This window comes from Bacillus sonorensis NBRC 101234 = KCTC 13918 (assembly GCF_001592005.1).
Taxonomy (GTDB): Bacteria; Bacillota; Bacilli; order Bacillales; family Bacillaceae; genus Bacillus; species Bacillus sonorensis.
Genome location: NZ_BCVZ01000001.1, coordinates 132,456 through 155,501, shown reverse-complemented (window position 1 = coordinate 155,501; position 23,046 = coordinate 132,456). Strand labels below are relative to the sequence as shown.

General features: G+C 50.0%; 18 protein-coding genes. 16 read left to right on the top strand and 2 right to left on the bottom strand.

Translation table 11 applies throughout. From position 1 onward, the window contains the following. Positions 1-87: 87 nt before the first annotated feature. The 4 genes from fdhD to BTR1S_RS22995 all read left to right on the top strand — a co-directional run bounded on the left by fdhD (position 88) and on the right by BTR1S_RS22995 (position 2,997). Positions 88-879, top strand: a complete 792-nt coding sequence (gene fdhD / locus BTR1S_RS00720) for a formate dehydrogenase accessory sulfurtransferase FdhD (RefSeq protein ID WP_006639397.1) — start codon at positions 88-90, stop codon at positions 877-879. Positions 880-893: 14 nt separating this feature from the next. After that, complete coding sequence (gene moaA, locus BTR1S_RS00715; protein WP_029419632.1) at positions 894-1,919, top strand: GTP 3',8-cyclase MoaA; 1,026 nt, start codon at positions 894-896, stop codon at positions 1,917-1,919. A 54-nt stretch (positions 1,920-1,973) separates the two neighbouring features. After that, complete coding sequence (locus BTR1S_RS00710; protein ID WP_006639395.1) at positions 1,974-2,174, top strand: hypothetical protein; 201 nt, start codon at positions 1,974-1,976, stop codon at positions 2,172-2,174. 343 nt (positions 2,175-2,517) lie between these two features. Continuing rightward, the gene (locus tag BTR1S_RS22995) at positions 2,518-2,997 is read left to right on the top strand and encodes a hypothetical protein (protein ID WP_006639394.1); all 480 of its coding nucleotides are present in this window, start codon (positions 2,518-2,520) and stop codon (positions 2,995-2,997) included. A gap of 51 nt (positions 2,998-3,048) precedes the next feature. On the opposite strand, the gene BTR1S_RS00700 is transcribed toward BTR1S_RS22995, so the two are convergent. Then, positions 3,049-3,429 (bottom strand): GRAM domain-containing protein, encoded by a 381-nt coding sequence (locus BTR1S_RS00700; RefSeq protein WP_006639393.1) that lies wholly within the window; start codon positions 3,427-3,429, stop codon positions 3,049-3,051. A gap of 170 nt (positions 3,430-3,599) precedes the next feature. Here BTR1S_RS00700 and BTR1S_RS00695 point away from each other — a divergent pair, with 170 nt between their 5' ends. Both BTR1S_RS00695 and BTR1S_RS00690 read left to right on the top strand, forming a co-directional pair. Then, complete coding sequence (locus BTR1S_RS00695; protein WP_006639392.1) at positions 3,600-4,007, top strand: Rrf2 family transcriptional regulator; 408 nt, start codon at positions 3,600-3,602, stop codon at positions 4,005-4,007. 69 nt (positions 4,008-4,076) lie between these two features. Further along, a complete protein-coding gene (locus tag BTR1S_RS00690; protein WP_006639391.1) occupies positions 4,077-4,718 on the top strand; it encodes an NAD(P)-dependent oxidoreductase in 642 nt (213 codons plus the stop codon). Positions 4,719-4,771: 53 nt separating this feature from the next. On the opposite strand, the gene BTR1S_RS00685 is transcribed toward BTR1S_RS00690, so the two are convergent. Beyond that, positions 4,772-5,158, bottom strand: a complete 387-nt coding sequence (locus BTR1S_RS00685) for a DUF5362 family protein (protein ID WP_006639390.1) — start codon at positions 5,156-5,158, stop codon at positions 4,772-4,774. A 290-nt stretch (positions 5,159-5,448) separates the two neighbouring features. On the opposite strand from BTR1S_RS00685, the gene btr reads away from it, so the two are divergent. The 10 genes from btr (at position 5,449) to BTR1S_RS00635 (ending at position 23,040) form a co-directional block, all read left to right on the top strand. Further along, positions 5,449-7,044 carry a bacillibactin transport transcriptional regulator Btr gene (gene btr, locus BTR1S_RS00680; protein ID WP_029419630.1) on the top strand — a complete coding sequence of 532 codons (1,596 nt, stop codon included), beginning with the start codon at positions 5,449-5,451 and terminating at the stop codon, positions 7,042-7,044. Positions 7,045-7,134: 90 nt separating this feature from the next. Further along, positions 7,135-8,091, top strand: coding sequence for an iron-hydroxamate ABC transporter substrate-binding protein (locus tag BTR1S_RS00675; protein ID WP_029419629.1), 957 nt, complete (start codon positions 7,135-7,137; stop codon positions 8,089-8,091). 19 nt (positions 8,092-8,110) lie between these two features. Beyond that, entirely contained in the window at positions 8,111-9,115 is a 1,005-nt protein-coding gene (locus BTR1S_RS00670) for a FecCD family ABC transporter permease (protein ID WP_006639387.1), read from the top strand. Further along, positions 9,108-10,130 carry a FecCD family ABC transporter permease gene (locus tag BTR1S_RS00665; RefSeq protein ID WP_006639386.1) on the top strand — a complete coding sequence of 341 codons (1,023 nt, stop codon included), beginning with the start codon at positions 9,108-9,110 and terminating at the stop codon, positions 10,128-10,130. The genes BTR1S_RS00670 and BTR1S_RS00665 overlap by 8 nt, the downstream gene beginning before the upstream one ends. A 39-nt stretch (positions 10,131-10,169) precedes the next feature. Continuing rightward, positions 10,170-11,021: an alpha/beta hydrolase gene (locus BTR1S_RS00660; RefSeq protein ID WP_029419628.1), complete on the top strand. Its 852-nt coding sequence runs from the start codon at positions 10,170-10,172 to the stop codon at positions 11,019-11,021. Between the two features lie 214 nt (positions 11,022-11,235). Then, positions 11,236-12,006: a 2,3-dihydro-2,3-dihydroxybenzoate dehydrogenase gene (locus tag BTR1S_RS00655; RefSeq protein ID WP_006639384.1), complete on the top strand. Its 771-nt coding sequence runs from the start codon at positions 11,236-11,238 to the stop codon at positions 12,004-12,006. Between the two features lie 23 nt (positions 12,007-12,029). Next, positions 12,030-13,235 (top strand): isochorismate synthase DhbC, encoded by a 1,206-nt coding sequence (dhbC, locus tag BTR1S_RS00650; RefSeq protein ID WP_029419627.1) that lies wholly within the window; start codon positions 12,030-12,032, stop codon positions 13,233-13,235. Between the two features lie 27 nt (positions 13,236-13,262). Beyond that, on the top strand, positions 13,263-14,894 hold the full coding sequence (locus BTR1S_RS00645; protein ID WP_029419626.1) for a (2,3-dihydroxybenzoyl)adenylate synthase: 1,632 nt from the start codon (positions 13,263-13,265) through the stop codon (positions 14,892-14,894). A 32-nt stretch (positions 14,895-14,926) separates the two neighbouring features. Then, positions 14,927-15,862: an isochorismatase family protein gene (locus BTR1S_RS00640; protein WP_029419625.1), complete on the top strand. Its 936-nt coding sequence runs from the start codon at positions 14,927-14,929 to the stop codon at positions 15,860-15,862. Positions 15,863-15,876: 14 nt separating this feature from the next. Beyond that, the gene (locus BTR1S_RS00635; protein WP_029419624.1) at positions 15,877-23,040 is read left to right on the top strand and encodes a non-ribosomal peptide synthetase; all 7,164 of its coding nucleotides are present in this window, start codon (positions 15,877-15,879) and stop codon (positions 23,038-23,040) included. Positions 23,041-23,046: the final 6 nt, after the last annotated feature.

The following is a 23,046-nucleotide window of genomic DNA, read 5'->3' as shown; positions in this document are numbered from 1 at the left end:
AGATTGAATTCCCAAATTTAGCCGTCTGCAGGTTGTGAAATATGATGATATACGAGTATAGTAATAGGAGAAAGGGGCGGGGTACCAATGAACAAAAACATCACAACAAGCCGCAATATTTTCCGTTATGATAATGGAGAGCTGACACAGCAAGTGGATCAAATGGCGACAGAATACCCCCTGACTGTGATGGTAAATGGCGAGGAATTTGTCACACTTGTTTGTTCGCCGGACAGCCTGGAAGAACTTGTGATTGGATTTCTTGCTTCTGAAGGGGTTATCCGATTTAAAAAAGAGATTAAAAGGTTTACAATAGATGAAAGTCTTGGTTTCGCATATATTGATCTTGTCAGCCCAAACAAGCTGCGGCTTCAAGATTACACGAAACGCGTCATCGGTTCCTGCTGCGGCAAAGGCCGGCATTTTTATTTCCGGCAGGATGTCAAAACGGCAAAAACGGCGCTTCATACCGTGAAGATTAAGCCGGAGAACTGTTTGGCGCTCATGCAGGATATGCAGAAAAACAGCAAGCTTTTTCAGCATACGGGCGGCGTCCACAATGCCGCTCTATGCAGCGCCGAAAAAGTGCTGGTGACGCGGTCTGATATCGGGAGGCACAACGCGCTGGATAAATTGTACGGATATTGTTTATTACATCAGATTCCGGTTCATGACAAATTGATCGTATTCAGCGGCAGAATTTCTTCTGAAGTCCTGCTGAAGGCTGCGAAAATCGGCGTATCCGCGGTCATTTCCAAATCGGCTCCGACCGAGCTCGCCATTCAAATGGCGGAGGAACTGAATATCATGACGATCGGGTTTGCAAGAAACCGGTCATTCAACGTATACACCCACCACGAGCGAATACAGCTATCTTAAGGAGGCCAACGCGCATGACCGCACAGAACGAACATATATTGGATCAAAAAGGCCGGCCGCTTCGGGATTTGCGAATCTCGGTCACCGACCGCTGCAATTTAAGGTGCACATATTGCATGCCTGCCGAAATTTTTGGACCGGATTATCCATTTTTGCCAAAGGGAGAGCTTCTTTCTTTTGAAGAGCTTGAACGTTTGGCGAGTCTTTTTGTCACGGTGTTCGGTGTTGAAAAAATCCGTCTCACGGGCGGAGAGCCGCTGATGAGAAAAGATATGCCCGAATTGGTCGGCAAACTGGCCCGGATTCCGGGGCTCCGCGACATCGCAATGACGACAAACGGCGTGCTCTTGCCGGTTTACGCGGAAAAATTGAAAAAAGCCGGCTTAAAACGAGTTACCGTCAGTCTGGATTCGCTTGATGACGACCGCTTTAAAGCGATAAACGGAAGAGGGATCTCCGTCCATAAGGTGCTTGGCGGAATCGAAGCGGCCCGGCAGGCCGGACTCGGCATCAAAATCAATATGGTCGTCCAAAAAGGGGTTAATGAAAAAGACATTTTGCCAATGGCCCGTTATTTTAAAGAAAGAGGCCATATTTTGCGGTTTATCGAGTTTATGGATGTCGGCAACACAAATGAATGGAAGCGGAATGCCGTTGTCACTAAGGCTGACATCATCAGCCATCTCAACAAGCACATGCCGATTGAACCGATCGATCCGAATTATAAGGGGGAAGTGGCAAAAAGGTACCGCTACCGTGATGGTTCGGGAGAGGTCGGCTTTATTTCTTCCGTATCCGATGCTTTTTGCGGAACCTGCAACAGAGCGAGGCTGTCTGCAAAAGGAGAGCTCTTCACATGTCTTTTCGCTTCAAGCGGATTTGATCTCAGATCGCTGGTCAGAAGCTGCCAGTCTGATGAAGAACTCGTTCAGGCGATCAGCACGGTGTGGAGAAACCGGTCTGACCAGTATTCGCTTGACAGGGCGCTGTCAAAAGCGGCGCCGAGGAAAAAGGTTGAAATGTCTTATATCGGCGGATAGATCATGTTCCGATATGAAAGAGGCCCAAACAATAGGTTGGGGAAACCATTCTCGGTGGGAAAGACAAAGCAGGCCTCCACATTTTGTCAAAAAAAAGGCGGCTATTACATTCGGATGCTTGTCAGGAATCCGGGCAAACCGGCCTATCACGATCATAGGATTGATATGATAACAGGAGACGTCATTGATATTCGCATTCTCCTGGGCGCCGGTTTACAGCACCATAACGAAACGTATTCTGGCAGTCATGAATAAATTTGCAATCAGCAGTTACATCGGAGTTACGGGAGCTAAAAGGCGACAAAAAGAAATCGGTCAATAAAATGGGGCAAAGCTGTTTGAAGTCCTATTCCCTTTCTGGCAATATGGACACTCGTATGCTTGCCGGTGCCGGGGATTTGAATGCCGATATTGCCACATTGACGATAAGAAATATATCAGGAATATCTCAAGTTGATTTGTCTTCCCGGAAGTAAACAGAGTTTGCTTCCTTTTTTCATTTGGAAGCGGCGGCAGCTGACACATTCATATGTTTTAAAAGGAGCGCAGGAGGAAATGTCTTTTAAAACATTCCAAGTGAAGCAGAAAGGGTGATTGGATGTTCGGGCTCGAGGATATCACAAAATTTTTTTGGTCTTTTTTGCTCGTCTTCCCCGCAGTATCTATCCTCCATGTCTTGGGCCACAGCTTTATGGCGCTCGTTTTCGGGGGCAAAGCTTCCCTTGAGATCGGCATGGGCAAAAGACTGGTGAAAATAGGGCCCGTTCAGATCAGGAGCATTTATTTTATGGATTCGTTTTGCAATTATGGAGAATTAAAATATGACAACCGGGTTTCAAACGCGCTGATTTATGCGGGGGGATCCATCTTTAATTTAGCATCCATTTTTATCGTGAATACGCTGATAGTGAAAGACATATTGTCGGAAAACATTTTTTTATACCAGTTCGTTTATTTTTCGACCTATTATGTGTTTTTTGCGCTTATTCCGGTGCGTTATTCCGATAATCACCTTTCTGACGGGATGGCAATCTACAAGGTGCTGAGGTACGGGGAAAAGTATAAAATCAACAATTGAACATCCGGGATTCATTCATTCTCGCCGTTTGCAGGGGAGCGGGTTATCCGCTCATCCGGACGCAGGCGGCGCCCCGTCTCTGAATTGCTGTACGGCTTCGGTAAATGCATCCAAAGAATCACATCCCGCATCATAACGAAATGCTTCCTGTTCCCCGTTGTTCATCACTATGATATGCTCGCCCCCAAAAAACCGCCCTTTCCCAATGCGGAAAGATGAAATGGCGGGATAAGGCATGTCGAGATAGAATGGTGCTCCGAAAAGAGAAGAATAAAAGAGCAGCCGTTTTCCGGTTGCGGCAAGCAGGCCTCTATACGGTGAATAGTTTACTGATATTTTTGCATTATAGGTGCAGGAAATGGCCGCTTTCACCTCTTCATCCGGTTCGAGCCGGCTTTCAATGGCCGCTTTTCCCTCAGCGATGTCCTTCATCAAACACACTCCTTTCAACATATGGTACGAGCCCGAACGAAAAAAGTTTCGCGAACCTCCGGATCTTTTCGTGAAATAAAGTTCCCGGTCCGGTGAAAAATAAAGTATAGTAAAAGAGTTGACAAAAAGACGTCCTGTAACTAAAATAATTACAACGGTGGTGAAAGCATATGGTAAACAGCCGTCTTGCTGTTGCGATTCATATTCTATCTCTAATCGCGTCAAATCCGCGGGAGCAAGTGTCTTCAGACATAATTGCAGGAAGCGTCAATACGAATCCGGTTGTGATCAGACGCATGATCAGCATGCTGAAAAAAGCGGGCATCCTGACGTCGCGGCCCGGTGTCGCCGGTGCAAGTCTGAAAAGGGATCCTGCAGACATTTCTCTGCTGGATATTTATCGGGCAGTTCAAAGTCAGGAAGAGCTATTTGCAATCCATGAAAAGCCGAATCCGGACTGTCCGGTTGGAAAACGGATTCAATCCACGCTGGATGAAACCTTTCACAGCGTACAGAAGGCAATGGAAAATGAATTGGCCAGCAAATCGCTTAAAGACATATTATCTCATCTCTTTTAAACAAGAGATGATTTTTCACCGCCAACATGTAACTTTATTTGTTACAAAACGAAAATGGAGGTTATGAACATGAAAATCGGAATTATCGGAGCCAGCGGCAAAGCAGGCAGACTGATTGTAAAGGAAGCGGCAGAAAGGGGGCACGAAGTAACGGCGATTGTCAGAAATGCATCCAAAGTCTCCGGCAGCGGTGCGGCCGTTATTGAAAAAGACGTATTCGAGCTTCAGCCTGAGGATGTAAAAGGGCTTGATGTCGTGGTCAACGCGTTTGGCGCGGCGCCGGGACAGGAGCATCTTCATGTTGAAGCGGGAAGAAAGCTGATCGAGTTGTTCCAGCAGGTTCCGGAAACAAGATTAATTGTTGTCGGAGGGGCGGGAAGCCTTTATGTTGATGAGGAAAAAACAGCTCAGCTGTACAACACGCCTGATTTCCCTAAAGAGTACTTGCCGACGGCAAAAAATCAGGGGCAGAACTTGGAGGATCTGAAAAAATCAAGCGGTTTGACATGGACGTTCATCAGCCCGGCGGCGTTTTTCAATCCTGAAGGAAAACGTACGGGAGCCTATAAAAAAGGACAAGAAAACGTGATCGTCAATGCGGCGGGAGAAAGCTATATCAGCTATGCAGATTACGCCATTGCGGTTGTGGACGAAGCTGAGAGTGGCGAGCATATCAATGAACGGTTTACGGTTGTGGGCGAAGCTCAATAAACGTCAAAAGGCCTTTTACGGGGAAGCTTCCCGAAAAAGGCCTTTTTGACACCCTATTCGTAGTAATAATGAGTTTCGCTTAAACCGGCTGCCATCCCAATGAAAAAGAAAATCATAAAGAGAATGATTCCCAATAGGACAAGCACAACATTCGCCACCAAATAATACACTTGCCATTTTATAAATTTCGCGTAGTTTTCCATTAGAAGTTCGTGCGGTTCTTCTGCTAGTTCTTTATTCATCTGTGCAGCCGCGCTGGCTGATTTTAATAAATAAATGCCTGAAAAAATCAAAAGTACTCCAGGCACGGCTCCTATCAAAAATACCGGCAGTCCGCAGAGCGCAGTGAAGGCCCCCGTAATGATAGTAAAAATTGCGGCTATTTTCCCCCATTTTGAAACGGTATTGAGAGAATTCCTCAGCCTTTCAGTCATCATCATATATGTCACGCCTTCCAGAAGGTAATATAAATTCCTATTTATTTATACACTACAATAGAGTATTTTTGAATAAAAATGATATATTTTAAGAATTGGAAGCGTTTTTTAGAGGGAATCGTGCAAGGTTGCGGGTTTCCGGTGTGTTATAGTAGTCGGTAGACATACGTTTATATGAATACACCCCGTTCGCTGGTAGTTTTGGTTTTTGCGCCCTGCCGATTGTACCATGCAAGGGTGTGTTTTTGTATGAATCTGACATTCGTTGGTTTTTTAGAAAGGCGGTTTTTTCTATGAAATCCTCTTACTTTTATCGTCTCTTGCAAATTGATCATATAAAAAAAACCGGGGACCTTCCAAATGAACAGCAGCTTGCCGATTCGTTCGTCTTTATTTTTCATATGAAAGGGGAGGGAAGGGTCGAGATTAAAGCGGAAAGCAGACCGCTGCAAAAAGAAACGCTCTATATTTGCCCTCCTTATGAAACATTCGGGATTACGGCCTCCTGTGATGAAATCAGCGTGTATCTCGTCCGGATGCACGCGTATGTATACGAAGAAGGCCGGCAAACGCTTGAACCTGACACAAACCCCGGCCTCTTCTCCGACCTTCAGATGATGAACGTCCATTCCGTCGGGAATCTGGCCGCACGTCTTCAGGAGCTTTCGTCATTATGGCCGGCTTCCTCCGCGCTTCAGGAAATGAAATGCCAGATTGAACTGCAGCAGCTTCTGTACGAGATCTGCTCGGCAAAGCTGTTTCATCCGGAGGATACCTCATCAGCCATTGCCAGAACGAAAGCATATATTGAGGACCATTCGGATGCTCACATCACGCTTGATCAGCTTGCACACATGGCCGGAATCAGTGCCAAGCATTATAGCGAAACCTTCAAAAAACTGTATGGACAAAGCGTAACAGAGTTCATAACCGAAACACGGATGACAAAAGCGAAGCAGCTGATGGCCAAGGCCAGCTACAAGCTGAGGGAAATCGCCAGCCAAACAGGCTATCAGGATGAATTTTATTTCAGCCGGACATTTAAAAAGCATACCGGTTTGTCGCCGACCGTTTACATGAGGAAAAGGCGCAGAAAGCTTGCCGTCTACGGCCAAAACACGCTTGGGCAGCTTATTCCGCTGCACTTGATTCCATATGCGGCTTCGCTGCATCCGAAATGGACGTCCTATTACTACAAACAGTATGCCGCTGATATCCCGGTTCACCTCAGCGCCTACCGCTTTGATGAGCCATGGGAAGAAAATCTGCGCATCTTGTCCCAATCTGCTCCTGAACTGATTATCAGCATGGACAGCATTTCGCAAAAAGAACGGGAGCGTTTAAATGGGATCGCAGATGTCGTCTATCTGCCTTCACAGGAAGACTGGAGGACGCATTTCATGCTGACCGCCTCCCATGTGGAAGAAGAAGCGGAAGCCCGCAAATGGCTCACGTCCTATAAGCGGCAGACGGAGTCGGCAAAAAAAGCGCTTCAGCCGGTCTGCGGACAGTACAGTTTTTTGTTTTTGCGCCTGCATAAGCACGAATTTTATCTCGCCCATAATCGCTCTGTCCGGGATGTTTTCTTTGGAGACTTAGGTTTTGAGTCTGCCGTTTCTTTGAATGAACCGACAGATCAGGCGGTTTCATTGGAAAGCATCGCGGCTTATCAGCCGGATTGCATCATGATTTTCATTTACAAAGAACCCGAAACGATCGCATTTTATCAAGAGCTTCAGCAAACGGCCGCCTGGCAGGATCTAAAGGCCGTGCGTGAACAGCGGGTTTATCAAATCCAGTCAGATCCTTGGCGTGAATACACCGCCTGCAGCCATGAACGGACCATTCGGCAGACCGTTCAGCTCCTGTCCGGAAAAAATCCATTTTAATTGCCGGATATTGTCCATGGTGTTATCAAAGAGGCTTACCTATAATTTTAATTGATAATTATTATCAATTAAATCAGGGGGTTACAATAGATGAAAAAAGTCTCTATATGTCTATTTATTCTGCTTCTGGCTTTAACAGCAGCAGGATGCGGAAACCAAAAAGAAGCGGCTGGCAACACTGCCAAAAGCGGAAGCAGCTCAGCAGAGAAGAGTATTGAATATCTCGGCCATACATACAAGGTAAAAGCCCCGGCTGAAAAGATCGTCATTACCGGAAGCGTTGAATCAATGGAAGACGCAAAGCTTCTTGATGTTCATCCTGTCGGTGCGATTTCCTTTTCCGGAAAATTCCCGGAATTATTCAAGAGCATCACCGATAAAGCAACAGCTGTTGGCGAAAAAACACAGCCGAATTTGGAAAAAATCCTTCAGCTTAAGCCTGACGTCATTTTAGCATCAACAAAGTTTCCTGAAAAAACGGTGAAAAAGCTTGATAACATCGCGCCTACGATTCCTGTGTCCCACGTCTCTTCCCACTGGAAAGACAACTTGAATCTGCTGGCTGAACTGACGGGAAAAGAAGATCAAGCAAAGAAAATCATTTCAGACTATGAAACAGATCTGAAAGAAGCAAAAGCCAAATTTGAAAAAACCGCAAAAGATACAAAAGCGCTGGTCATCAGAATCAGACAGGGAAATGTGTTCATTTATCCTAAAGACGTATTTTTCAATTCAACGTTATACGGTGAGCTGGGTTACACCGCACCAAATGAAGTGAAAGCGGCTAAAACCCAGGAGCTGATTTCATTGGAGAAATTGAGTGAAATGAATCCGGACTACATGTTTGTCCAATTCTCCGACGATGAGAATGCAGATAAGCCGAATGCGTTGAAAGATCTAGAGAAAAATCCGATTTGGAAAAGCATCTCGGCGGTTCAAAAAGATCATGTATTCGTCAATGCTGTCGATCCGCTTGCACAGGGAGGAACAGCATGGAGCAAAATACAATTCTTGAAAGCGGCGACGGAAAAATTGACACAAGACTAAACAGAAAAGGTATTTCTTTATGCACTCAAAGCGAATGACACGTATCATTATAATCACTGCTCCGTTTGCCGTTGTATTGTCCGTTTTTCTCTCCGTCTGCATCGGAGCAAAGCAGCTTGATTGGGAGACTGTGTATACGGCGCTTCTGCATTTTGACCCGGAAAACACAGACCACCAGATTATCTGGCATTCCCGGCTACCGCGCGCGGCTGGCGCCCTCTTGATCGGAGCGGCGCTCGCCGCTTCGGGGGCGCTTATGCAAGGAATTACCCGCAACTATTTGGCTTCACCGTCGATTATGGGAGTTTCTGATGGTTCGGCATTTATCATTACGCTTTTGATGGTATTGATTCCGCATTCATCGGCTCTTGAGATGATGGGGTATTCGTTTCTCGGATCCGCTGTCGGTGTAGGGCTTGTTTTCGGCCTTGCATCGGTGATTCCAAACGGCTTTATGCCCGTTCAGCTCGCGATCATCGGCACGGTTACAAGCATGCTGCTCAGCAGCCTGTCAGCGGCGATGTCGGTCTATTTTCAAATTTCCCAGGATCTCAGCTTTTGGTACAGCGCGAGACTGCACCAATTGAACCCGGATCTTCTGACATACGCGGTCCCTTTTTTCATGCTCGGGATAATCCTTGCTATTTCTCTCAGCAAAAAAGTGACCGCTTTATCATTGGGGGAAGATATTTCTGAAAGTCTCGGACAGAAGAAGAAAGCCGTCAAGTTCCTGGCGATGGCGGCGGTGGTCTTGCTTACGGGCAGTTCCGTCGCCTTGGCGGGTAAAATCGCCTTCGTCGGGCTGGTCGTTCCGCACATCACCCGTTTTCTCGTCGGGGCGGACTACAGCCGGCTGATTCCCTGTTCCTGCATCATCGGCGGCGTTTTTCTGACATTGGCTGATCTTGCAAGCCGGCTGATCAATTATCCGTTTGAGACACCGATTGAAGTCGTCACCTCCATCATCGGCGTTCCTTTCTTTCTCTACTTGATTAAAAGAAAAGGAGGGGAACAGCATGCCTAAAAAACTAGCAGTCATCTACACCGTGTTGATTGTCCTGATTCTTGCGGTGTGTTATGCCAGCATCACGATGGGGGCGTTCTCGATTGATGATCCTTCGGAACTGTTTTCCACCCTTTTTCAAATCAATCCGAATGAGCAGTACAGCATTCTCCTGTTTGATTTAAGGCTCCCAAGGATCGTAACCGCCGGGCTGGTCGGTCTTGGGCTTGGAATTGCCGGCGCCGTGATTCAGGCGGTGACAAGAAACGGACTGGCTGATCCGGGAATATTGGGAATTAACGCGGGAGCCGGAGCCGCAATCGTCGGCTATATGCTGATATTTCAAGGGCAGACGGAAACAGCGAATCTCCTGGCAGCGATGGGGATGCCCTTTTTCGGCCTGATCGGAGGGCTTTTGGCAGCCGCGTTCATTTTTATGTTTGCCTGGCACGGGGGAAACCTTGATTCCGGCAGGATCATTCTTGTGGGGATCGCTATTAATTCGGGCTTCAGTGCCGTGTCTTTGTATTTGTCATTGAAAATGAATCCGAACGATTATGAAATGGCGATGGTCTGGAAAAACGGGAGCATCGGCTCGGCCAACTGGGCGTATATTCAAGCCGCCCTGCCGTGGTTTTTGCTGCTGATTCCGTTTCTTCTCGCCAAGAGCCGTCTTCTTGATACCATTCGTTTTCACGAAGATACCGTGAAGAGCCTCGGGGTCTCTTCCAATCTTGAAAAAGCGGTGCTGCTCATCGCCTGTGTCGGAATTATCAGCGCCTGTGTATCGATATCCGGGAGCATGAGTTTTGTGGGCTTGATCGCTCCGCATATTTCTCGAAGACTCGCAGGAGTGCTGCATCGCTATTCATTGCCGCTCAGCGGTTTAATCGGGATGTTTCTTGTGCTGTGCGCCGATTTTGCCGGGAAATTGCTGTTTCAGCCGTCAGAGGTTCCCGCGGGAATCCTCCTTGCCATTTTCGGTGTGCCTTATTTCTTGTACTTGCTTTTCAAACAAAAAAAGGCGGTTCAGTAGCCGGCCTGTTTTAACAATCAAAGAAGAGGGGGAAGGCGGATGGTTGATAAACAACATTGTGGGGCAGCCAACGCCGCTGACTGTCCCCCGGTCGCCATACCGGGGACTGAACAGCGACTCATGCAGTCGCCTTTTGGGGAACGAAAATACCGGATTTTCATTGCCAATCCGCTTGGAGAGCCGCCTCCATCGGGATTTCCGGTGATCTATCTGCTTGATGCCAACTCGGTGTTCGGCACGATGGTCGAGGCCATGCGGATGCAGTCGCGCCGTCCGGAGAAGACGGGAGTAGTTCCTGCCGTCATCGTCGGCATCGGCTATGAGACGGACGCTCCGTTTGACCCGGGGCGGTACTACGATTTTACATTGCCGGTGCCACCGGCTGAACTGCCTGAACGGCCCGATGGGAGGGACTGGCCCGAATCCGGCGGTGCGGAGGCTTTTCTGACATTCATTGAAGAAAGGCTAAAGCCCGAGATCGAACGTGATTTTAAGATAGACAAGAATAGGCAGGCGATTTTCGGACACTCCCTTGGCGGGCTTTTTGTCCTCCAGGTCCTGTTTACAAAGCCTGCTTTATTTCGGACATACATCGCCGGCAGCCCGTCGATTCATTGGAATCAGTCATTTTTTGATCAAGAGCGTGACTTTGTATCACGTTTGCAGGAGGCTGGTGTTAAGGTTGATGTATTGCTTGGAGCTGGAGAACTGGAGAAAAGCCATAAAAGCCGCATGAACGATCGTGCGGAACAACTGGCTGAGCGCTTATCGGCTCTGGAAAGCTGCGGAGTGCGCACGGAGTTCAATGAATTTAAGGGAGAGGGCCATATATCGGTTTTGCCGGTCTTAATCAGCAGGGCGCTGCGTTTTGCGCTAAGTCCTGATAGATGAGAAGCGGGGGATTTTCCGCCCCTGCTTTTATAAAAAAATAATCAAATTGATCAATATACCTGAAAAAGCTGCGGACAATGACAGAAAACGATTTGACCGCTAGCATTTATTGGTATATTATATTTTTGAGTGATAATGATAATCATTATCAATTAGGTTATTTTGAACTAATCGAGATTCGGTCTAAAGTCCCGAGGAAAGGAAATGATCACAGATGAAAGGCAAGGTTGCTTTAGTGACAGGGGCTTCGCAAGGAATTGGCGAAGCGGTGGCAAGGGCGCTTGCGGAAAGCGGTGCGTCAGTTGCCGCAATCGATCAAAATGAGGAAGGGCTTCATTCGCTCGTCGAAGATGTGAAAAAACAAGGCCTGCAAGCCGGGGCTTTTGCCGCAGATGTCGGTGACAGCGCATCTGTTGACAAGACCGTTGACCGGATTGAACGCGAAGTCGGTCCGATAGATATGCTGGTCAATGTAGCCGGAGTTCTTAGAACCGGTTTGATCACATCATTCAGTGATGCAGATTGGGAGAAGACGTTCAGCGTCAATGCTACAGGAGTTTTTAACGTATCTCGTTCAGTTGCCGGACGTATGATCACACGCAAGGAAGGCGCCATCGTGACCGTAGGCTCCAATGCCGCCGCGGTTCCCCGGATGCAGATGGCTGCTTATGCCGCTTCAAAGGCGGCGGCATTGATGTTTACGAAATGCCTTGGTCTCGAGCTGGCCCAGTATAATATTCGCTGCAATATTGTATCGCCCGGATCGACGGATACGCCTATGCAGCGGTCAATGTGGTCAGACCAGAACGGGGCTCAAGCTGCCATTGCCGGATCATTGGAAACATTCAAAACTGGAATTCCGCTCGGCCGTTTGGCATTGCCGGCGGATATCGCAGAAGCAGTTCTATTTTTGCTGTCCGAGCGTGCCCGCCATATTACGATGCATGACCTTCGCGTTGATGGCGGCGCTACCTTGGGAGTCTGATTGATATAAAGGAGGTTTTGGAAATGATTGATCATCAAATGGTTTCAGAAGCGTTGGCAGAGCAGCTTCTGCATGAGTATCGGACAGGTGCTTCGTTCTTCTTTTCTTCACCGGAGCGGACCATCCTTGCCAAAGGCGTTTTTGCCGCCGTCCCTGAAGAAGACGGCAGCGGGCTGGAACATCTGTCGCAGCGTGCGGCAGCCGTCCTCAGAGATGCCGAGCAGTCTGGACGGAAGAGGCCCATCATTGTCGGAGCAGTGCCTTTTGACAATGCAAAGCCTGCACAGCTTACCGTGCCGGATGAAGTTTGGTGTGCCGGCCCGCTGGTATTTAAACAGAGCGTCCAAAAACATTCACAGCAGGGAATGGCCTATGACATTCAACCGGTTCCTGAACCGGAGGCGTATATACGGGGAGTCGAACGGGGATTAGCAGGTATAGCAGCAGGTGACTATAGCAAAATTGTCCTTTCGCGCTCACTGCGTTTGACATCACCTGAGAAAATCGATATCGGCCGTCTGCTTCAAAACCTTGCACAGCACAATACGAACGGCTACACCTTTGCGGTCGATTTGCCAGAGCGGGCTAAAGAAGAGTCGCATTCAGCCAGGACATTGATTGGAGCAAGTCCGGAGCTGCTTGTTTCAAGAACCGGATTTCGCGTTTCTGCAAATCCGCTGGCAGGGTCCAGGCCGCGGAGCGATGATCCTGTTGAAGATCAGCGGCGGGCGGATGAATTGCTTGCTTCTGCAAAAGACCGTCATGAACATGCAGTCGTCGTTCAAGCCGTAGCCGCAGCTCTCAAGCCCTTCTGCCGGAAATTGAATGTGCCGGCTGAACCTTCGCTGATCAGTACGGAGACGATGTGGCACCTCTCTACAGAAATCAATGGGGAGCTGACAGATTTGTCGATATCGTCCTTAGAGCTCGCAGCGGCGCTGCATCCGACGCCGGCTGTCTGCGGAACCCCGACAGATAAGGCGAGGGCTGCTATTAAAGAGATTGAGCCGTTTGATCGCGGTTTCTTTACAGGAATGGTGGGCTGGTGTGATTCCGTGGGGGATGGGGAGTGGGTCGTCACGATCCGCTGCGCTGAGGCGGAAGATCACGCTCTCCGACTGTTCGCCGGTGCCGGTATCGTGGCCGGTTCAAGGCCGGAAGATGAATTGGCCGAGACGTCGGCCAAGTTTCGGACCATGCTTCTTGCTATGGGACTGAACAATGAATAATACAATGAAATGCTGGAGGGATACATCATGCTGACAGGATGCCCAACATGGCCGGAAGAGTTTGCTGAGAAATATCGAAAGGAGGGGTGCTGGCGAGGCGAGACATTCGGAGAAATGCTGAGAGAACGGGCTGTCAGGCACGGCAGCAGAACCGCAGTTACATGCGGAGACGCTCATGTAAGCTATAAGGAACTGGATATGAGAACCGATCGTCTTGCGGCAGGCTTCTTAAAGCTGGGCATAAAAAAGGAAGACCGCGTCATCGTGCAGCTGCCGAATATCACCGAGTTTTTTGAAGTTTGTTTTGCATTGTTCCGCATCGGTGCGCTGCCTGTATTTGCGCTCCCTTCTCATCGGCAAAGCGAGATCGCTTATTTTTGCGAATTTACCGAAGCGGCTGCATACATCATTCCAGATACTCATTCAGGCTTTGATTACCGCCGGCTGGCAAGACAAGTCCGCAGCAAGCTTCCCGCATTGGGGCATGTTATTGTCGCCGGAGATCCGGAAGAATTTCAGGCGCTCAGCGACTTGTATATAGATGCCGATCCCGGCCGTCATCCAAATGTGAAACCGGATGATATCGCTTTTCTGCAATTATCCGGAGGAAGCACGGGACTGTCTAAGCTGATACCGAGAACCCATGATGACTATATTTACAGTCTGAGAGTCAGCGCAGACATTTGCCGGCTTGATCATGACAGCGTGTATCTCGCTGCTCTTCCGATGGCCCATAATTATCCGCTTAGCTCCCCGGGAGTGCTCGGCACGCTGTATGCGGGTGGAAGAGTCGTTCTCGCACAAGGGCCAAGCCCTGACGAAACATTTCCTCTTATCGAAAAGGAGAAGGTCACAATCGCCGCAGTCGTGCCGCCGCTCGCTTTAATTTGGCTTGAAGCCGCGTCATCGCGCTGCGACGATCTCTCCAGCCTGCAGGTGTTTCAAGTCGGCGGGGCCAAATTCAGCGCCGAAGCCGCCAGACGCGTCAAGACACTACTCAACTGCACATTGCAGCAGGTGTATGGTATGGCGGAAGGGCTGGTCAATTATACAAGGCTTGATGATCCCGAAGACATCATCATCAATACTCAAGGCAGACCGATGTCGCCGTTAGATGAGATTCGCATCGTCGATAAAAGCGGCCGCGAAGTCGAACCGGGACAGACCGGTGAGCTGCTGACCCGCGGGCCTTATACGATTCGCGGCTATTACAAAGCTGAAGAACATAATGCTAAAGCATTTACTCCAGACGGCTTTTACCGAACGGGGGATCTGGTGAAAGTGAACTCATCAGGTTACCTGATCGTTGAGGGCCGGGCAAAGGATCAGATCAACAGAGGCGGGGAGAAAGTCGCCGCAGAAGAGGTGGAAAACCACCTTCTTGCTCATCCCGCTGTACATGATGCAGCCGTTGTGTCAATGCCGGATGAGTTTCTTGGGGAAAGGTCATGCGCATATATCATCCCGCGTGACAATCCGCCTGCCGCCGCGGAACTTCAACAGTTTTTGCGGGATCGGGGGCTTGCAGCATATAAAATTCCCGACCGGGTGGAGTTTACAGATTCATTTCCACAGACAGGCGTTGGGAAAGTAAGCAAAAAAGCGCTGCGAAAAGCGATTGCCGAAAAAATGTCGGCATCCCTCAAAGCGAAACAATAAAACATGAAAAAGAATGAAAGGACGTGATGTTGATGGCCATTCCTGCCATCCTGCCGTACCAGATGCCGCAAGCATCTGATCTCCCTAAAAACAAGGTGTCCTGGAAGCCGCATCCGAGACGCGCCGCCCTGCTGATTCACGACATGCAGCAATATTTTATCAATGCATACACGTTAGGCGAGTCTCCAATGACCGAGGTATTGGCAAATATCAAAATGCTGAAGGAGCAGTGCGCAGAGCTTGGCATACCGGTCATCTACACGGCTCAGCCCGGCGGACAGACGCCTGAAGAACGAGGGCTTCTCCAGGACTTTTGGGGTTCAGGTATCGGTCCTGATCCAGATCAGGAGAAAATCGTGGAAGAGCTCAAACCGAATGAAGGCGACACCGTTCTGACGAAATGGAGATACAATGCCTTTAGAAAAACCAATCTCTTAGGCCTGCTTCAGGAGCAAGGGCGGGATCAGCTGATCATCACTGGGGTTTACGCACATATCGGCTGCCTCATGACAGCATGTGATGCGTTTATGCAAGATATTGAGACGTTTTTCGTAGCAGATGCGGTAGCGGATTTCTCTTTAAAACATCATAAAATGGCGATCTCTTATGCAGCCGACCGTTGCGCAGTTACTGTCACAGCCCAAAATCTCCTCAACGAATTGGAAAGCGGGCGGGATTCAGCAAATGATGAAGATGTGAAAGCAGACGGCCGGCCGTTATCAAAACAGGCCATGCGCGAACAAATCGCCACGCTTCTTTTTGAGTCGCCAGACAATATCAGCGACAGTGAAAATTTGATTTATCGAGGGCTTGATTCAGTCAGAATGATGAGCCTTATCGAGCGCTGGCGCCGGATCGGAGCTGAGGTGACGTTTGTAGAGCTTGCAGAAGAACCGACAATTGACAACTGGTGGAGATTGTTGTCTTCATCTAAAGAAACAACCTTGCCAAATTCAGACTATCAATGAAGGAGGTTGCCATAATGCCTGAATGTCAAGATCATCGCAGGCCATTAACCGGAGCACAGGCCGGCATTTGGTATGCACAGCAGCTTGATCCGCAAAATCCGATCTATAATACCGCTGAATATGTTGAAATCAGCGGTCCGATTGATCATCATCTTTTTGAGAAAGCGCTCTGCCGCGTCATTGAAGAAGCGGATGCATTGCATGCCCGTTTCGGAGAAGATGAGGATGGGCCGTGGCAGGTCATCGATCGTTCAACAGATTTTCCATTTCATTTCATCGATGTCAGTTCCGAGACAGACCCGAGGAAAGCGGCTGAAGCATGGATGAGAGCCGATCTTGCCCGGCCGATCAACTTGAGCAGCGGTCCGCTTTTTACAGAAGCACTTTTTAAAGCGGCGCCAGAGCTTTATTTCTGGTATCACCGGGCACACCATATCGCAACTGACGGTTTCAGTTTTACACTGATTGCCGAGAGGCTTTCAAAATTGTATACCGCGCTCGTACGAGGCATGTCGGTTGATGATCAAAGATCCTTTGGTTCTCTTGATTCGATTCTCAAGGAAGATGAGGAGTATCGTTCATCAGATCAATATCAAAAGGACCGCCAATTTTGGCTTGACCGCTTCGGTGATGAACCTGAGGTGGTCAGTCTTGCCGACAGGGCGCCGAGAACTTCCTCCAGCTTTCTTCGCCGTTCTGCACATCTTCCCGCGGAACATGCCGATCGTCTCCCGTCTGCGGCAAGCTTGACTGGGGCAAGCTGGCATGAAGCAGTGATCGCGGCAGCGGCCATTTATGTTCACCGTCTTACAGGCGCAAGCGATGTCGTCCTCGGATTGCCGATGATGTGCCGTTTAGGCTCAGCTTCGCTGAATATTCCCGGCATGGTTATGAATCTTCTGCCGCTTCGCCTGTCCATGCGGCCTGAGATGGGTGCGGCCAAGCTTATGAAGCAGATCTCAGAGGAAATCATGAAAATTCGCAGGCACCAGCATTATCGCCATGAAGAGCTGCGCCGCGATCTGAAGCTGCTTGGCGAAAACCAGCGGCTATTCGGTCCGCAGATTAATCTGATGCCGTTTTCCGACAGTTTGAACTTTGCCGGTCATCTCGGCGTTGTTCACAATCTTACGACAGGACCTGTAGACGACCTATCAATCAACATTTACGGGAGGCCCGGGGGAAACGGCTTAAAGGTAAATATAGATGCCAATCCTGCCGTATACAAGGACAGTGAACTCGAAAAACATCTGCAACGTTTTCTGATTCTTCTAAAAAAAATATCCGGTATTCAACAAGATGTGCCGATTGGAAAAATAGAGTTTCTGCTTCCTGAAGAACGCCATCAGTTGCTTATCAAATGGAATGAAACTGATCATTCACTTCCCGAGACCACTCTTCCTGAATTATTTCAGATGCAGGCGGAAGAAAATCCAAACTCGCCGGCTTTAGTGTTTAAGGGAGATGTTCTCAGCTATGCCGAACTGAATGAACGGGCGAACCGGCTGGCCCATTTGCTGATTGAAAGAGGAGCCGGACCGGAGCGGTTTGTTGCTTTGGCTCTGCCGCGGTCCGCAGAAATGGTAATCAGTATGCTTGCCGTCCTCAAGGCCGGAGCGGCTTATTTGCCTATCGATCCAGAATATCCGGCTGACCGGATCGATTATATGCTCGGCGATGCACAGCCGATGCTCGTCATCACGAGCAAGGAGGCCGCGGCTCGTATTTCCGATCATGCAAATGTAGCAAGAATGGTCATTGATGAACAAGACACCATCACTGAAATCTGTCACTACTCTTCTGATAACCCGGTTGATGCGGATCACAATGGAAAACGGTCGCCTCTTCAGCCTGCCTATATGATTTATACGTCCGGGTCTACCGGCAGACCTAAGGGAGTCGTTGTATCAGCTGAAAGCTTATGCAATTTTCTTTTATCAATGCAGGAGACTTTTTCTCTTCAGCGCCATGACAGGCTTTTGGCGGTTACCACGGTTGCTTTTGATATATCGGCGCTGGAGATTTACTTGCCGCTTCTCAGCGGTGCCTCCTTCATCATCGCTGAGAAGGAGATTGTTCAAGATCCTCCGGCGCTGGCGAACATGATTGATGAGCAAAACATTACGATAATGCAGGCAACACCGACTCTGTGGCATGCATTGGCGACAAGCGTTCCGGAAAAGCTTCGCGGACTCAGAGTGCTTGTCGGAGGCGAGGCCCTTCCAAGCAGCCTTGCCCGGCGATTGCAAAAACTGGACTGTCAGCTGACAAACCTTTATGGGCCGACTGAAACAACGATCTGGTCAACCTCTGCCGCGCTGGAAAACGATCAGCAAGAAGCGCCTTCAATCGGCCGTCCGATTTGGAACACACAAGTATATGTGTTGGATGCAGGCCTGCAGCCTGTTCCTCCGGGAGTGGCCGGAGAGCTTTATATCGCCGGTGCGGGGGTGGCGCGCGGCTATTTAGGCCGGCCCGGTCTGACGGCTGAGCGTTTTATCGCCAATCCTTACGGACCGCCGGGTACCCGGATGTATCGGACGGGCGATCTCGTACGGTGGCGTTCGGATGGCTCTCTTGAATATATCGGACGGGCGGATCACCAAATTAAGATCCGCGGTTTCCGCATCGAGATGGGGGAAATTGACACGGTGCTTTCCGGCCATCCTGATATTCATCAGACTGCCGCTGTCGTTCGCGAAGACCATCCGGGGGATCCCCGCTTGGCCGCCTATATCGTTCCGGCTCCGGAAGCAAGTCCTGATCCGGCTGAGCTCCGCCGCTATGTCAGTGAAACGCTACCTGATTATATGGTGCCGTCTGCATTTGTCATTCTGCAAGAGCTTCCGCTTACGCCAAATGGAAAACTTGATCGCAAAGCGCTGCCGGCTCCCGTGATAAGCGGACAAGCAGCCGGACGCGAGCCGAGGACACCGCAGGAGGAAATTTTGTGTGATCTGTTTGCTGAGGTTCTGGGGATATCGCGCGTCAGCATTGATGACAGCTTCTTCGATCTTGGCGGACATTCGCTTCTGGCCGGACGGCTCGTCAGCCGTATTCGCGAAGTATTGGGAGCGGAACTCGGAATCGGCCGTTTATTTGACGAACCGACTGCCGCCGGACTTGCCAAACAGCTTGACAAGGCGGAAAGCGTCCGTCCAGAGCTGCAGAAGCTTGAGCGGCGGGAAGAAATTCCTCTTTCCTTTGCCCAGCGGCGTTTATGGTTTTTATACTGTTTGGAAGGCCCGAGTCCTACCTACAATATTCCGGTTGTTGTCAATTTGAGCGGCCGTCTGAATCGCGATGCGCTTGAAAAGGCTCTTGGCGATGTTGCTGAACGGCATGAACCGTTGAGAACGATTTTCCCCGAAAGGCAGGGGACATCATGCCAGCTTATATTGGATCCGGACAAGGCCCGTCCTAAGCTGCTCGTCTCCCATGTCAGCGAAAATCAGATTGAGAGAGTGCTTGCTGAAGCTGTAAGGTACAGCTTTAACCTGGCTGAAGAGCCTCAGTTTCGCGCTCAGCTTTTCGTGCTTGGGCAGGACAAATATGTCCTACTGCTGCTTCTTCACCATATGATCGGTGATGGATGGTCTCTGACGCCGTTGACCCGTGATTTGGAAGCCGCCTACAATGCCCGCTGTCAGGATGCTGCTCCGGAGTGGCAGCCGCTGCCCGTACAGTATGCCGACTATGCCTTCTGGCAGAAAAGTCTGCTTGGCAGTGAGAGTGATCCGGATAGCCTGATTGCAAGGCAGCTGACATTCTGGACAAAGACGCTTGAAAGTCTGCCCGATCAGCTTGAGCTTCCAACCGATTTCCCGCGGCCTGCTGAATCAAGCTATCAAGGTGACACGATTCAGCTCGAGCTTGAGCAGGAGCTGCACAGCCGTCTGCTCAGCTTGGCGAGAAGCAGCGGAGTCAGTCTGTTTATGATTTTGCAGTCGGGTCTAGCCGCATTGCTTACAAGAATGGGAGCCGGAACCGACATTCCAATCGGCAGCCCAATCGCGGGAAGAAGCGCCGATTCATTAGGCGGGCTTATCGGAATGTTCATCAATACGCTTGTGCTGCGGACTGACACATCAGGTGATCCCAGCTTTCGCGAGCTTCTCGGCAGGGTCAGAAACGTAAATCTCAATGCCTATGAACATCAGGATCTTCCTTTTGAGCGTCTTGTTGAAGTTCTCAACCCTGCCCGGTCCCGTGCCAGACATCCGCTCTTTCAAATTATGCTGGCATTCCAAAATACGCCTGAACCGGCGCTTGAGCTTCCAGGTCTCGAATCCAATCTTGAAATCCGGAACGTCGGCGCCGCCAAGTTTGATTTGACGATTGAACTTCGCGAACAGCGGAATCCGGACGGAACACCGGCAGGCATTGCGGGATTCCTCGAATACAATACAGACTTATTTAAGCGTGATACGGCTGAAGCGCTGGCGGCGCGGCTATTGAAGCTGCTTGAGTCCGCTGCAGCCGATCCTGATCAGCCGATCGGGCGGCTGGAAATCCTTTTGCCTGAAGAACGCCAAATGATGCTGTCTGAATGGAATAAAGCCTCATTGAAAGTGCCTGAGGCAAGTTTGCCGGTATTGTTTGAAAAACAGGCCGCCGAAATTCCTGAAACCATCGCCGTCATATTTGAGGATGACACTCTGACATACAGCGAACTCAACAAGCGTGCGAACCGGCTGGCCCGGCTGCTCATTGCCAAAGGGCTCGGTCCTGAACAATTCGCAGCCTTGGCGCTGCCAAGATCATTGGATATGGTTGTCGGCCTGCTGGCTGTACTTAAAGCGGGCGCGGCATATGTTCCGCTTGATCCGGATTATCCGGCTGACAGAATCGCTTTTATGCTGAAAGATGCCCGGCCTGCCTGCGTAATCACAAATTCAGAGGTTGACTCGCGCATTTCTGACGCAGGAGCTGTTCCGCGGATTGTGCTCGATGATTCCCGGATAAAAGCAGAGCTCAAACAGTATGCTGATGCGAATCCGAGCGATGCAGACCGGCTAGAGCCGCTCTCGCCCCTTCATCCGGCGTATGTCATTTATACATCCGGATCGACCGGTACACCAAAAGGAGTGGTGATTCCGCATCAGAATGTTGTCCGTCTGTTTGGAGCGACAGAGCAATGGTTCCATTTTAGTGCAGATGATGTCTGGACGATGTTTCATTCTTACGCCTTTGACTTTTCAGTTTGGGAAATTTGGGGCCCGCTGCTGCATGGTGGCCGGCTTGTTGTGGTTCCGCATGCCATCAGCCGTTCGCCTGCCGACTTTCTGCGCTTGCTCGTAAATGAAGGCGTGACGGTTCTCAACCAGACCCCATCGGCATTTTATCAACTGATGCAGGCGGATCGCGACAATCCTGAAATTGGAAAACTTCTCTCCTTGCGCTTTGTCATTTTCGGCGGGGAGGCGCTTGAACTGAGCAGGCTGGAAGACTGGTATCAGCGTCATCCCGACTATTTCCCGAGATTGATCAATATGTACGGCATAACGGAGACGACGGTGCACGTCAGCTACATTTCCCTTGATCAGAAGATCGCGGCTTTAAAAGCCAACAGTTTGATTGGCTGCGGGATACCCGACCTTGGCGTTTATGTGCTTGATTCATGTCTTGAGCCGGTTCCGCCGGGAGTGGCCGGAGAGCTTTATGTATCCGGAAGCGGCCTTGCCCGGGGATATTTGGGAAGACCTGATTTGACGGCCGAGAGGTTTGTTGCTGATCCGTATGGTCCGCCCGGAACGCGGATGTATCGTACGGGTGATCTGGCCCGCTGGCGCCCGGATGGAACTCTTGATTATATGGGGCGGGCTGACCAGCAAATTAAAATCCGCGGCTTCCGAATAGAGTTGGGCGAGATTGAATCTGTGCTTGTACAGCATGATGAAGTGGATCAGGCCGCTGTTGTTGTGCGGGAAGACCAGCCTGGGGATAAGCGTCTGATCGCCTATATTGTTCCTGCATCAGAGGAAGGGCCGGAGCCGGCTGAGCTGCGACGGCACGGCTCAAGGACTCTGCCTGATTACATGGTTCCGGCGGCTTTTGTGAAAATTGACGTTTTGCCATTGACACCGAATGGCAAGCTTGACCGCAAAGCGCTGCCTGAACCCGATTTTACAGCGGCTGTTAAGGGAAGGGGTCCGCGCACGCCGCAAGAAGAGATATTGTGCGACCTGTTTTCAGAAATTTTGAACGTGCCGCGGGTCGGGATTGATGATGGATTCTTCGAGCTTGGCGGACATTCACTGCTTGCTGTCCAGCTGATGAGCCGCATCCGTGAAGCGCTCGGAGCTGAGATCGGCATCGGCGACTTGCTGGAAGCGCCGACTGTCAGCGGCCTTGCTGAACGCCTTGAGGTCGGCGGCAGCCGGAGCGCGCTGGATGTGCTGCTTCCGCTGAGGGCGGGCGGTGCTGAACTGCCTCTGTTTTGTGTACATCCTGCAGGAGGACTGAGCTGGTGCTACGCCGGTTTGATGACGTCTCTCGGCAAAGAGTATCCGATTTACGGCCTTCAGGCACGGGGCATCGCGAAGCGGGAAACATTACCGGAGACATTGGATGAGATGGCTGCTGATTATATCCGCCATATCCGAAGCATTCAGCCGGCCGGACCTTACCGTCTTCTCGGCTGGTCTCTCGGAGGCAATGTTGTTCATGCAATCGCAACCCAGCTGCAGGAACAAGGCGAAGACATTTCCCTTCTCGTCATGCTTGATGCTTACCCGAATCATTTCCTTCCGATTCAGGATGCTCCTGATGAGCAGGAAGCGCTTATTGCCCTCTTGGCTTTAGGCGGATATGATCCGGATAGTCTTGACGGGGAGCCGCTTGAGCTGTCAAACGCGATTGAAATCTTGCGGCGCGACGGCAGTGCGCTGGCCAGCCTCGATGAATCAGCGATAATGAACCTAAAGGAGACCTATGTTAATTCAGTGCGTATTTTAAGCGCTTATAAACCTAAAACTTATCACGGAAATCTCCTGTTCTTCAGATCAACCGTCATTCCGGAATGGTTTGATCCGATTGAGCCGGAATCATGGCTTCCTTATTTGAATGGGGAAATCGAGCAGCACGATATTGACTGCCGGCACAAGGATCTGTGCCAGCCGGAGCCGCTTGCCGAAATTGGCCGCATCCTCGCAGAAAAATTAGCTGTTTTAAAGTAGGGCTTT